Source organism: Bacillus cereus group sp. RP43 (assembly GCF_040459645.1).
In the GTDB taxonomy this organism is placed as follows: Bacteria; Bacillota; Bacilli; order Bacillales; family Bacillaceae_G; genus Bacillus_A; species Bacillus_A mycoides_C.
Map to the genome: position 1 here is coordinate 3,277,412 of NZ_JARVHQ010000001.1, position 14,079 is coordinate 3,291,490.

Below are 14,079 nucleotides of genomic sequence, written 5' to 3' on the forward strand. Positions count from 1 at the left end.
CTCCCTTATCTTAAATTCAATGAACTTGTATTAGTTAAGACAGACTGATTTATCTCCATATCTTTCCATAACAGAAACTGTTTCTCTAGTTCATCCTTAATCTGCAGTTCAATTGTATTCATTTCATCAAGTTTTTCAACAATTGGTAATAACATATCTTTATTATTTGTCATTGCCATCTTAATAGCACGGTACTGTACATTTGTAAATCCTTGTACAATGTCTTCCACTCGATCACACCAATAATCAAATTCTTGCTCCGAATATTGTAAAGTTTCACGGAAGTATGCAAAGGCATGTTCATAGCTATATTTACGTATTGCCAATACGGGTATTTGCTTTACTGCCGTTACGAGCCTGGAAAGTGAATACCCATTCTCTTCATTTACCATTTTTATTATTAATTCTTTTAATTCCATTGTTAGTTCATTATCATCTTTTTTGAATGTTTCCATGAAATAACTTTCTACCATCTCTTTTGTTGGCTCCTGAATTCCTTCTATATCAATGAAATAACCTCCACCAAATGGGTTGTCTTTAACAGAATGGAGCACTTTTTCTCTTTCCATATTCCCTTCCCAGCGAAAATCAGGATCAAGCATGAACCATTCCTCTTCTTTCTCTGTCTTCGATATCATTAAGTAATGCGGAAACGGTTTTTGATGAAACTTATTTTCTCTCTCAGGCAATAAAGACATGTCAACCATTACAATTACGTAACGATTTTCAGGCTTATTTTCTACTAATTCTAAAAATGTTTCTACATTGCTACTTTTATCTTTTGAATGATCGTACCATTCGTTCACTTTAATACCATACAATTTTTCATACCAGAGTAAGTAGTTATCATGGTTAATGTTTTCGGAATGATAAGAAATAATCCCGCCTTCTGTTATATCAAAATCTCCATCCCATAATCCGAAATAAAATGGACGGAAATCTATATCGCTACGCCTTTTTATAATTTCACAAAAACAACTCACTAAACAGTGAACTTTAATTGAAGTCATACTCTCATCCACTTTCCTAAAAGGTTAGTTATTCACATTTACTTCGTGTAACGGCTGCAACTCTTCCATAAAGTCAAGCAAAGATCCTACAGTAAGAAACGCCTTTGGATCTATCTCATCCTCTGGAACGCATAGCTTTAAATCCATTTCTATGTATACTATGAGCTGTAACATCATTACCGAATCTATATATAAATCTTGATTTAAACGCATCGTTTCTTCTAAATGCGTTACATTTTTCAGTTCCATTTTTTCTCTCATAATGCTTAATACTGCTTCTTTTAACATTTCACGACTCATGTTGTTGTCTCTCCCATCTCTAATAACTTCCGACTTACTTTCCCTGTTTTATTTTTCGGAATCTCTGCTACATTTTCAATTTCATGTGGCACTTTATAAGACGGTAAATGCTGTATGCACCATTCTCTTATTTGTACTGGTTCAATACGAGAGACTACTTTCGCTTTTACTATCTCTCCCATCACAGGATGCTTGCCCCGGTATACAATCGCCTCCTGAATACCTTCGAGTCGAAGCATCGTTTCTTCCACTTCTATAGGAAAGACCTTTAGACCGGACACATTAATAACATCATCTATTCGCCCCATAAAATGAAGACCTTGCTCAGATTTATACCCTAAATCTTTTGTATAAATCTCCTTTTCAGCAATTTTCACTACGATTTCTTCAGGGTCATCTTCATTTGAACCTATATTAATACTTACATGAGGAAGTGGTTTTCCTAAATCCAAATGTGTTTCCATAGCATGACATATACTAATGCAACCAGCTTCAGAACAGCCGTACTGCTGCATCATGTATTTCGTCATACCCTTTAACTTATAGAATAGCGTTTCTGGCAAAGGTGATCCTGATGTCATAATTTTATGAAACTGAAACGTCCCTTGTGGGAAACTCCCCATAATATGTAACATAAGTGGTACTGCGTATATGATATGTTTTTCGGTATTACGAATTATATTTAATGCGAATTTAGGGTTTTTATTTGTGATGATTATAGGCTTGCTACCTCTCGTAATTGCTGATAACGTGCCACAAATTAATCCGTATGAATGTGAAACTGGAGCCATTACAATTGGCACTTCATCTTCTTCACATTTTAAAGCTTCATTGTAAGCAGCAATTTCCGTTTCAATTTCCGTCCATGCTCTACGAATTAGTTTTGGCTCTCCTGTTGTACCTGAACTATATTGTAATAAAGACGGTTCTTCTTGTAATAGATTTGAAACTTCTAATTTTGTAAAGTCGTTACTTTCTCCGTATAAAAGTGCAGTACACTTTGCGCGCTTTGCCATTTCAATAGCTGTATCCTTTGGCGTATCTTCATGAATAAGTAATACAGATGCTCTTTTTTCTTTTAGGAAAAACACAAGCGTAATAATGTCGAATGGGTCTTTCAGACAAAGTGCAAATCTATTTCCTTCTGCTTCTTGAAATTGTTCCACTCCCTCGTAACCTTGTAATCTCAATTCAAAATCATATTTGCTAAATTCTTGTTTATTAACGATTAGCATGATTTCCCCCTGTAACAACTGATTTTTGTATTGTAAGTTGCCTTGCTCTATACAATGGATTTGGAACTTCATGAACAAGCGATTCCACATCCATATATAAACGACGCTTCGTTAATTGCTCTGCATGAAATGTAGGTGCATATAATTGTAATGCTTCAAAACGTTCTTTCAAATGTGAGAATCTTTCAAAATGATCTTCTACTTCTTCAACAAGAATGATCCAAAATTGTTCCTCTTTCAACTGATACTCATCTGCCAGCACGAAAGCCAATTCACCTAGATTGAACAGGAACAGCGCATCTAAAACCATTTCTTGCAAACATTCAATACGGTCCATTTCAAAGAAATCATTTATTTGACCATTCGCATATGTTTTATGCATTTTAGTAAAGTCAGGACATTTTCCGAGTTCTTTCAAAAATGGACGATAAAACTCCAGTCCTTCATGAAAATCTTTTAGTGCAATACGGACTGGTATTCCTTCTTCATGAACTAAAATCATGTTTTGTCCATGTGATTCTAATGCGATTCCATGCTCTACAACGAGGTGTACAACTGGGATAATTGCTTTTTGAATAAGCAATCTTAACCAGCTTTCTACTCCATATCTCTTTAACCACAAATCAATAATTGGTGTCCCATCTTTTCCCCTGGCATATAAACCGTTAAATGGGATTGCCTCTTCTTTCTTATCTAAATATTTGTGAACGCTTTCACGCCAAATACATCCTAATGAGCCATATGTAGCTTTTTTATTCACATCGTACGTAGCACTCGAAAATTCATGTAACAAAATTAAACGCGATTCATCCCTTAAATACGGATCATGATCTACTATATCTTTTAACCAATTCGATATAGCAGGTGCACTCACAACCGAATGTGGTTTTAATGTACGGATGGTTGAAGTATTAAGTAAATTCATTGATAACTTTACATATGGTTTCGCTCGGTTCGTAACATTTCTTAATGTCCGCATCGACTGCTGCGCGCAATAATCATCTTCTGATTTCCCTAAATAAATAATATATTTATCCTGTATATGGTCAGTATAATTCGGAATAATAAAGTTCTCCCACTGCCAAGGATGAACAGGTATAAACATATACTTCTTCGAATCGCAGTCCATTTTTCGAATACGATCCATATACTCTTCGATTTTCTTTTCACCAATTTCTTCTTTAAAGGTACAGTTATAACTCTCTTCACTTTCATAGCCTACAGTCGTATATTTCTCATGAACTGCAATCCATATAATTTTCATTGGCTGCATAAATTCAAATCCATATTGAAAATTATCACGATATTGAAATCCGATGCGTGCTTTATAGCTAGGATGATACGGGTGTCCATCTATTAAATGACTTTCAAGCTCATCATAAGACTTCACAATATAGTCTTCTTCACAACTTCTCTCATATTGTGCAATCGTATCTTTAAAGATTGTTTGTTCTAATTCTTGAATAAAAGAATTCAATTTCATTCGATCCACTTGAACAATTTGAAAAATCTCCTGTAAAAATTGTGAAACTGATTGTATTTCTTCTTCCTCATCTTGAACTCTCATTATTAATGAGTCATGTAAACAAATACGCCCAAATGTCATACGTTCTTCTCCATAGCACTGGTATGTTACATTTTGATTCTTTTCATCAAGGCCTTGTATAATAAAACGTATTTGCTCTCCCTTTTGTATACGAATCGGCGTAATGATTTCTTCATAAATTAACGATTCTACTAACTGTCGGAATACTCTTCTTCTTACTGAGAGGTACTCTTTTGATTGGAGTGCCTTCAATATTTTTGTGTGATAAACTTCTTCTTTCATAAATCCCTCCGCTATAGTACGGAATATCAAATTCCATTATCTGTATTACGTGAAATTTTAACACTACTTATGAACGAACAGCCACTTCTCTAACGAGTGGATTATCTACTTTTACATAAATTGCTTGCTCTAAAGGATTTGTCAGTTCATCAACATCGAAAAATCTCGTTAGCAAATTTGCTTTACATGCCAATTTATTTTCTTCCAACAATTCACTTAAAAATGTAGAAGGTTCGCGGTTATATGGAAGGAACGATTCAAGTACAGACCTTAATTCCGAAAGAAGAATTTCCTCCTTTATTAATCCTGCTGTACCAAAACCATTAATTAGTCCGAACATATGATTGAAAATTAAATAGTAACGAAATCTTTCATCTACAATGTAATCATCATATAAATTCCCAGTACGTTCGCCAATACCGGCTAGTTCATTATCTAGCACTGATTTCATTGAATTGCAGAAATAAAAACCTTGATTATCACGGAAATAAAACTTAACTGGATAACCATCTTTCAATTGAACAACACTATTTTGTTGATGCGCTTCTAATGCAACGCCATAACGTAAATACATCCATACCATTGGCTTTAAAGAGATATTCATATATCGTCTAAACCACTCTAAACTTACTTCTTCACAGCTTCTACCTTCTAAATCCGCTAAACGATGGATTATATTTGCTAAACGAGTTCTTTCACCCGGAATTGCATCTTGTACTAATCCAGCGATAAGCGTTGCATCATTTTCATTTTCACTATAAAATGTGTTTTCTCGAATAATCACTTCAAATCCAGACTCTTGTGCCCCGTATTTTAAAGTAATAAAGGCCGGATCACATATAAAGTCAAATCCTGGAAACTTTTCTAACACCTCTCCAATTTTAGTATTCAATATTGCCTTACCTTCAAGTCCACTCTCAAGTTCCTTCAATTTATTAATACGCATTGAATTCGTCACCTTTACAGGGAATGAAAATTTAAGCATGTACTTGGAATTAGGATGATATAACGTCCTAAGCGATGATGTCGCCATATAACACTTACCTACTGGACCGATATATTCAAGTACACCTTGATTCATCCAATTTTGCACATAAGATTGATGTAATAGCCATTCTGCTTGTAGCGGATGGATTGGAATTAATGAATATTCATCTTCTTGACAGTACTTTTCAATAAATTCTTGATTAACCTTTTCATCGTACTTTAATTCCTTTTTTATCATCGCCGTTGTGGAATCTTGTAACAATGACTTTTCACTTACTATACTTTTATGTGCCCTAAAATAGTGAAGTTGGCACTCCCCTTTTAATTCAGGAGAATACATTGAACTTTTCCAATCCAATATACCTTGTCTACTCTTTGGTGTAGGATGAGTTAAATGTCCAAATAATAAAGATTGCTCCGCCTCTATAAAAGTTGTATGGAAACCATATAATTCAGCCGTATCCTGCTCCCTTCCTTGAATAAACTTCTCAATATTTTGACAACTACGAATAACTCGAAGCATAAGTTCATCAGGATTCGTACCTTCTCCATAGTTAATAGACATTTCCTTTATTAAAAACATAATAACCGTAATATAATCTGCTTTAATAACATTTTTATTTTCGCCAATTTGGTAATAAAATTGTTCTCCAAATAGATGACGATCCGTTGACGATTTATATATCACTTCCCCATACAAAGTAACGTTTTGTGTCGATAACCGACAGCATAAATAAGTGGGGATAGCGTCTCTTTGAAATGAATGGCAGAAAATATTTTCTATCCTTTTATCCTCCGTAATCCATTCTCCACTTCCTGTTTCTCTTAAATAACAATTTAAAAAGCTTTGTATTGTTGCATGTTCCGCGATTTGTTTCGCATGCTGCATACTGCTCCTCCTCTTTTAGACGAACACTATCATTTTTTTGTAAAACTTCTGACAGTTGAATTTTATTATCATCTATGATTCTAGTTGATAATGATAATCATTTCAAGATATATTTCAGAATTTTTTTATCTAGCTAAACTTTTCACCTTTTCAAAACATTTAATCCACCAAAAAAAATACATCAATATAATAATTGATGTATTTTTTCATTCTTATAGATTAAGTTTACATAATAATATTATCGAATTCTATATTGATAGTGATTTGTATAAACAATCCATATCTCGCCAAGCATATGCTATTTCTTCTACATTTAGTCTTTCTAAAAGTTTCGTGTCAATTTTTTCCGGACTATATTTTTCATAAAACTTTTTAGAAGGATTATTAGCAACCACCCAAACTAACAGAGATTGCATATTATCTTTTTTACAATCAGATAGTAAAGCATGAAATAATCTTTGTCCTATCTTCATTCCTTGATATTCTTGTAAAATGTATATTGCATATAATTCCCCATCACAATTATATGTACCTGTTCTTTCAACTCCCCCATCGATAAATCCAATTATTTTACCATTTAACGTTTCTGCTACAAACCTATATTGATGCCCGTCTTCTTTTTGAAATATACTTTCCCATAGCTTTTCTCGTTGTTCATACGTTATATTGTCTAAAATTTCATTAGAGAATATCCCTTTATACGTTGTTTTCCAACTATCCACATGCACTTTTGCAATTGCCGAAATATCATCTTTTATTGCCCTTCTAATATGTATCTCCACCATACTCATCCCCTTAGACAATAATTATAGCAAAATGTTTTGTATGCATTAAAAAAAGAGTGAATTTTCATCACTCTTTTTTATCTACTTTCAACTTCAACTGAAACAACACGATCAATCTCTTTTAGTGAACTATATAACTCAGTTGTATATAAATCTTCTGGGGCTAAAATGACCATCTCCAATTGCTGAAATGTCCCATTATCAATATCTTTAATTTTCACTCGCTTCACTTGCATATTTAAATTTTTAATTTGCTTAAATATACCATCTAACTCTTGATGCTCTTTTACAGTAATTTTTATAGATAAATCCTTTTGTCGTAATGAATACGGACCTGCAATTTTCACAATTTGAGGAAGTACGTTAATCGCTAAAATAATTAAAATCATAGCAACCGTCGCTTGTATATAAAATCCAGCTCCAATTGCAATACCTAATGCTGAAGCCGCCCATACCATAGAGGCTGTCGTTAATCCCGAAATAACATCATTACTTCTTCGTAAAATTACCCCTGCTCCAAGAAAACCGATACCACTTACAATCTGGGCAGCAAGACGCATTGGATCCATATTTGTATGACCCGGTACAGAATAAACATTCACTGATTCAATTGAAACCATTGTAATTAAACAACTCGCTACGGAAATAACCATACTTGTTTTCACACCAAGCGGTTTATTCTTTAGCTGCCTATCTATTCCGATGAATAATCCTAAAAAGAGTGCTAAACCTAATTTGAATAAAAATTCATATGACATAATTCATTCTCCTTACTTTACAATGTTTCCCTTCGAATAATACACTATAACTCTTTTATGATATCAATTCCAGTCTTTTCTATTCATTTAACGACAAAAGCCGAAAAAACATTTTTTATTATAATGTTTTTTCGGCTTTTCTATAGATTTTTTATCGTAATTAAGATACTTCTTTATTTTTGTTCTTTAATCTTAATTTGTGCATCTTTATAAAATGCTAATTTATTATCATTATACTCTTTTGTATGTTTATTAAATTGTTCTTTCGCCTTTTGCGCTTCCACATTTAACTCATTAACAGTTTTAACTTTTTCACCAATTTCTTTTAATTTCGTTTCTTTTACTTTTAATTTTTCATACAGTTCTTTTTCAGTCGCTAACGCCTTCGTGTAATTCTCATTCATCTTTTGGAAGGCATCATAACGATTTTTATACGATTCTTCTACTGTTTTTGCTTGTTTTTGTAATTTCTTATCTTCGAGTTTTTCAATATTACTTTGAACAGATGTCGTTTCTTTCTGCGCTTTTTCTAACTGTTCCTTCTCGTTTTTCAATACTTTTTCACGCTCGTCTACATTTGCAGTAGCTTGCTCTATTTTCTTTGAAACTGCTTCATTATGCTCTTTACCTTCTTGCAAAATTTGAGAATAGAGTTCTTGTCCTTGCTGTTCTAACTTCTCTAATTTTTTTGTGTCATCTGCCAAAGATTTTTCTTGTGTAGCTGCTGCTTCAAAAGCCGTAAATAAATTTTCTTCTGGCTTTTCACCAAAACAACCTGATAATAATCCTACTGATAATGCTCCAACTACTGCTACTTTTCCATATTTCAACTTCAATTCCTCCATTACATACGGTTATCATGCCAGAAGTTCACTGGGAAGTGATTCTCTTCATGATATGCTTCAAACTCATAACCCTTTTCTTTTAGACCCTTTAATATTGCTGGCACAGCTGCAACTGATTGCGGATGAATATCATGCATTAAAATGACTTCTTGAGGATTTGTTGCACCAGCTAATACATTTTGAGCGATTTGTGCTGCCGCTGCATCGACTGGTACTTTATTGTATTTCCAGTCTAAAGAATCAATTGTCCAGTCCCATACTTTAAGACCACCCTCTACTACTTTGTTTCGAAGGCCTTCATTTAAACCAGGCATCGACCCGTATGGTGGACGTGTTAATTGAGGTGATTTTCCAATAATATTTGCGATTAAGCTTTGATCTTCTTTCATTTCATTAACATATTCGCCATTTTTATATAACTTCGCAAAATTGTGTGTCATACTATGCATTCCAACATAATGACCCTCTGCATTTTCACGTTTTACTAAATCAGGAAACGCTTTTACATTCGCTCCGATTAAAAAGAATGTCGCCTTCGCATCATGCTGTTTTAACATATTTAATAATTCAGCCGTATATTTTCCTGGCCCATCATCAAATGTAAGATAAGCAACTTTTCTTTCCTTTCCGTTAAAACGACTTGGTGCCGTTTTATTCATTTCAACTTTCGATTGTTCACTTGCAAGCTGCACTACATTTTCTTGTTTCGCAACAGCTTTTGCTGGTGAAGTAATAGACTGAAACATGAAATACCCAATAGCTACTATTGCAATCGCTATTAAAACAACTGCAACTCGTTTAATTTTAAAAGCCTTTTCCATTCTATCGAATTCCTCTCCCTATTAATCTTATATATAAATCACCCAATATAATTATACATCTATTTATTTTTATTACACTATATAAACTTTATATAAATTATAGTGGGAGTTTTATCAAAATTGTTGTTCCTACACTTTCTCTACTTGTAATACTAAGCGTACCACCATGAAGCTCCACCATTTTTTTTACAATAGCCAATCCAATGCCTGCGCCTTCAATATGGTTATTAATCTGATAAAATGACTGCTCTATAAATGGTAGATGCTCTTTAGCAATTCCAATACCTTGATCTGTCACCTTAATCACGGCTTGTCCCTCACTTTTGGTCGCTTCAATGTAAACTGTACTTTTTTCATTTGAATATTTAATAGCATTATGAATAATATTTAGGAAAACTTGTTTTAGTCTATTTCGATCTCCTACTAGTTCTACTCGTTCTAAATTAGCAACTAGATGAATCTGTTTCTCTTCTGATTTAGGAGTTAATTGCCAAATCGTCTCTTCTAGTATATCGTACAATTGCACTTTTTGTTTATATAAATTAAAATGATTTGACTGCAATCTTGAAAAATCTAGTAACTCTTCTACTAAATGAATCAATCGGTCTGTTTCACCTGAAATAATTCCCATACCTTGCTTTATTTCTTCATCGGTTAAATGATCTACTGTTTTTAATGTCTCACTCCACCCTTTAATTCCTGTTAAAGGTGTTCGTATTTCATGAGAAATAGAGGCAATAAATTCATTTTTCATTTGCTCAGCCTTTTCTATTTTATCGGCCATATAATTTAAACTATGTGCTAACTTACCTAATTCACCAGGATAATCCTCTTTAATTTGCTCCTTTAATGTACCTTCCGCAATTTGCGAAGAAGCATGAATAATAGATTCGATAGGTTTCACAAACGAATTCGCCAATCGTCTACTGATTAAGAATACGATACCTGAAATGACAATTCCAACTGAAATAGTAAACATAATAATTTCAATAATCTTTGCATTTACATGTGTTAAAACAGTCGTATATTTTAAAACACCGATAGTTTGCCCTTGATGTACGAGTGGACTTAATACTTCTAATTGTTTTTCATTATCTTTCGTAGTAATAACTTGGTGATACATTTCCCCCTCTAGTAAAGAATAAGGAATACTCACTTTACCTTCAACCTTTTGCCCACTTGACGATTGTATAATTGTACCGTGCCGATCAATCAATTGTAATTCAGTTCCTTCTAATTGGAAACTCTCAATTATTTCTCCACTATATTCTTGCAAACGAATAAAATATAGTGAATTGTATTCCGAGAAAAAACGTGTACTTGTCTTTGCATGAGATTCAACATACTGCACAATGCCGTTATAATAATATCGATAAATAGAAACTGAAAATGCTACTTCAAATAATACAAGCATTAGTGTAATGACCGTCATAAAATATAAAGTCACTTTCCGTCTCATCTTATAGTTTCCTTCCACACATATCCTTTTCCCCACACAGTATGGATAAACTCTGGTTCTGACGGATTACATTCTATCTTTTGACGTAACCGTCTCATATTTACATCGACGACTTTCGTCTCGCCTACGTAATTGGTTCCCCAAATCATATTTAAAATTTCATCACGCGAAACCGGCTTCGAAGCCTGATTCATTAAATACTGTAATATCATGTACTCTGTGGGGGTTAAATCAACTAATTGTCCACCTTTATATAATCTTTCTTCTATGATATTTAACGCAAACGGACCAGACGTGATTGTATTCGTTTTTTCTTCATGTACTTCTATTCTTCTTAGTAAAGATTGTATTCGTGCAGTTAATTCTACTGGACTAAACGGCTTTGCGATATAATCATCTGCACCAATTCCTAGCCCTTGTACTTTATCTTCATCTTGTACACGTGCGGTTAACATAATAATACCCATTTTTTTATTTTCTTCCCGGATAGCTTTACAAACTTGAAAACCATCGATCCCCGGTAACATAACATCAAGTAACGCTACATCAACAGTATGTTCACTTAAAATCTGTAACGCTTCTTCTCCAGTACTAGCTTCTAATACATAAAATCCAGCACGTTTCAAATTTAAGACAATAAAGCTACGGATTGGTATTTCATCTTCTAAAACTAAAATTGTTGACATAATTCCCACCTCCCTACTCTTGTTGATAATCCGCTAGCGGTTTTATATATGCTTTCATTTTTTCAAATTTTGATTGCTTCGGTACTGCATATACATGAGAAGCCGTTTTAATTGCTGCCTCGTATCCTTTTATTTTGAACCATTCTTTACGCTTAAAAATATGGACTTCAAGCCATATTTCATTTGTAGTTGCATCTATAAATTTTTGAACATCCGGTGCTTCGTGCTGAACTGGGACAGTTATTTTTCCAATTAGCGCTTGAGGGATTTTGACAAAATAACCTTTCTCTATATTGATATATCTTTCTTCTATCGGCTTAATTCCCTCTTCACTCCACTGTATATAACGTTCAAACATCGTGCTCTCTCCATACGATACCTCTTCCCAACCTTTCGGACGCACAGTACGAACAAATTCAATAATGCCGTCTTCATTAACGTCTTTACTTTCCACAACATAATCATTGAATAAATCTTCTTTCCCATCTATAGGTAGTCCCTCATAATGATCCTTATCAAATTTTGCTACATATGTTATACCTGAATGAGCTCCAACTCCTGCATCAATTACAACTGCCTTTGACATGTTAGAAATACGCCCCATTTGTATTCGTTGAATACTATTTATATATGGATCAAATGTAACTTCAGACATAGTCTTAAACTGTTCAATGAACTCAACTTTCAATTGCTCATCTTTTTTATAAGTAACAAGGCTTATATCATTAAGACCATTTTCATTTAAATCCTCTATAAATAACTTCGTATATTGCCGATTATAAATCTCCTTCATATCATCATTTTCTTCCGAAAATACATACATTACATGTTCTAAAGATTCACGACTTACCGAGATTCCAATTAATAACTCTCGCTTCCCGTTCCCTGTAAAATCACCGACTTTAACGATATCTATATTCTCACCATCAAATGTATGAGTGGACTTTAGTTTCCAGCCATTGCTGCTTTCTGCATAAATAGCTAAATATATACTCCGATCTTCATTCGGTACTTTATAAAATACAATCGCTTCCTTCTTATTATCTTGTTTAAAATCCATTGACCAAATCATCTGTTTATCTTTATTAGACATTGGAGTAAGCAACCGATAATTAACAGGCAAATCTTTATCTATTTGCTCTTTTAATTCATTAATCCATTTTTCATTTGCAGGAGCTCCCATTAAACTTGTTGGAGCTTCAGACATTTTACATCCAGTCAATATAAAAATGATTCCCAAAATGCTTATCCATTTCTGCATATGATATCTTTCCTTACTACAAATTTTAAGTATTTTTCTATACTTTTTGCTTCTCCACTATTCTCATACATATGAGTATAATTTTTCTAATATAAAAAATCGTTACAGAAAAGTTACAAATATATTCCCATAAAAAAAGATTGGCGAAGGCCAATCTTTTTTACTATTCGTTTCGAGCTGATTTTGGTGTTATACCCAAATGATCATTTAATTTTTTTGAAATATCTTTTACATTTTTTTCGTTTGGAATGTAATAATAAATACCACCAATACGTTTATCAGTACCTTCAATTTGCATTTTTTCCATTTGCAGGTCAGATCCAGCCATATTTTTCGTAATAGCAAGCATATCATCAAACGTTAAGTTTGTTTTCATGTTGTTATCCACTGCATCAAGTAAAGAGCCCATTTTGCTAATTGATTGAACAGACATAGCTTTTTTCGCAATTGCTTCAATTACAAGTTGTTGTCTTTGACCACGCATTGCGTCACTGTCAATTTTACGCGTTCTCGCAAGTGCAAGGGCTTGTTCACCATTTAAATGTTGGTAACCTTTTTCTAAATGGATCATACCTGCTTGGTCTTTACTATCTTGTTCAGTGAAAGCAACCGGTACATCAATATCAATACCACCAATTGAATCTACAATTTGTACAAATGACTCAAAGTTAAACTTCACATAATAATCAACTGGAACATTTAAAAATCTTTCCACTGTATCTCTTGTACTTTCAACACCACCAAATACGTGTGCGTGTGTAATTTTATCTAATTTCTTTCTAGATGGAATATAAACGCGTGAATCACGAGGAATACTTACTAATTTAACGGATTTATCATCTTTATTAATTGTCGCTAATAAAAGTGCATCTGTTCGAACCGCTTCGCCATATTGGCTTTTTCTCATTTCACTTCCATCTACACCCATAATTAATATTGAAATGTTATCCTTTAACGGTTCAACTTCTTTATCACGCTTTGATGACTTATCAATTTTTGCATACGCATCACTTACAACAGCTTTTGCTTTGTTATATATAAACGATCCATATCCTACTCCTCCAAAAATAAGTAGGAAAAATGGAATTAAAATGAACCATTTTAATGACTTTCTTTTAGAACGTTTTTGATTACTTCTCGTGTTTTGTTCTAATTCAGAGCTCATACCCATTCGCCTCTCTTTCTCTTTCCCTAGTATAATGTAAGTCTATTAAT

At 33.4% G+C, this 14,079-nt stretch carries 13 protein-coding genes; all 13 read right to left on the bottom strand.

The features are described 5' to 3' along the window. Positions 1-5 precede the first annotated feature (5 nt). Positions 6-1,010, bottom strand: a complete 1,005-nt coding sequence (locus QCI75_RS17165) for a DUF6005 family protein (RefSeq protein ID WP_353760885.1) — start codon at positions 1,008-1,010, stop codon at positions 6-8. Positions 1,011-1,034: 24 nt separating this feature from the next. Continuing rightward, positions 1,035-1,310, bottom strand: a complete 276-nt coding sequence (gene asbD / locus QCI75_RS17170) for a petrobactin biosynthesis protein AsbD (protein WP_002158241.1) — start codon at positions 1,308-1,310, stop codon at positions 1,035-1,037. Continuing rightward, positions 1,307-2,545, bottom strand: a complete 1,239-nt coding sequence (locus tag QCI75_RS17175) for an AMP-binding protein (RefSeq protein ID WP_144505966.1) — start codon at positions 2,543-2,545, stop codon at positions 1,307-1,309. The genes asbD and QCI75_RS17175 overlap by 4 nt, the downstream gene beginning before the upstream one ends. Further along, entirely contained in the window at positions 2,532-4,373 is a 1,842-nt protein-coding gene (locus QCI75_RS17180; protein WP_144505967.1) for an IucA/IucC family protein, read from the bottom strand. The genes QCI75_RS17175 and QCI75_RS17180 overlap by 14 nt, the downstream gene beginning before the upstream one ends. 67 nt (positions 4,374-4,440) lie before the next feature. Then, the gene (locus tag QCI75_RS17185; protein WP_144505968.1) at positions 4,441-6,249 is read right to left on the bottom strand and encodes an IucA/IucC family protein; all 1,809 of its coding nucleotides are present in this window, start codon (positions 6,247-6,249) and stop codon (positions 4,441-4,443) included. Positions 6,250-6,497: 248 nt separating this feature from the next. Further along, complete coding sequence (locus tag QCI75_RS17190) at positions 6,498-7,034, bottom strand: GNAT family N-acetyltransferase (protein WP_353760886.1); 537 nt, start codon at positions 7,032-7,034, stop codon at positions 6,498-6,500. Positions 7,035-7,111: 77 nt separating this feature from the next. Continuing rightward, positions 7,112-7,792, bottom strand: a complete 681-nt coding sequence (locus QCI75_RS17195) for an MgtC/SapB family protein (protein WP_070141915.1) — start codon at positions 7,790-7,792, stop codon at positions 7,112-7,114. Positions 7,793-7,965: 173 nt separating this feature from the next. Beyond that, on the bottom strand, positions 7,966-8,622 hold the full coding sequence (locus QCI75_RS17200) for a YkyA family protein (RefSeq protein WP_144505970.1): 657 nt from the start codon (positions 8,620-8,622) through the stop codon (positions 7,966-7,968). 14 nt (positions 8,623-8,636) lie between these two features. Beyond that, on the bottom strand, positions 8,637-9,458 hold the full coding sequence (locus QCI75_RS17205) for a peptidoglycan-N-acetylglucosamine deacetylase (RefSeq protein ID WP_070141911.1): 822 nt from the start codon (positions 9,456-9,458) through the stop codon (positions 8,637-8,639). A 97-nt stretch (positions 9,459-9,555) separates the two neighbouring features. Beyond that, entirely contained in the window at positions 9,556-10,917 is a 1,362-nt protein-coding gene (locus QCI75_RS17210) for a sensor histidine kinase (RefSeq protein WP_353761556.1), read from the bottom strand. Then, positions 10,914-11,603: a response regulator transcription factor gene (locus QCI75_RS17215; RefSeq protein ID WP_353760887.1), complete on the bottom strand. Its 690-nt coding sequence runs from the start codon at positions 11,601-11,603 to the stop codon at positions 10,914-10,916. The genes QCI75_RS17210 and QCI75_RS17215 overlap by 4 nt, the downstream gene beginning before the upstream one ends. Positions 11,604-11,616: 13 nt before the next feature. Beyond that, positions 11,617-12,864 (bottom strand): hypothetical protein, encoded by a 1,248-nt coding sequence (locus QCI75_RS17220; protein ID WP_144505973.1) that lies wholly within the window; start codon positions 12,862-12,864, stop codon positions 11,617-11,619. Between the two features lie 163 nt (positions 12,865-13,027). Further along, complete coding sequence (locus QCI75_RS17225; protein ID WP_144505974.1) at positions 13,028-14,029, bottom strand: LCP family protein; 1,002 nt, start codon at positions 14,027-14,029, stop codon at positions 13,028-13,030. Positions 14,030-14,079: the final 50 nt, after the last annotated feature.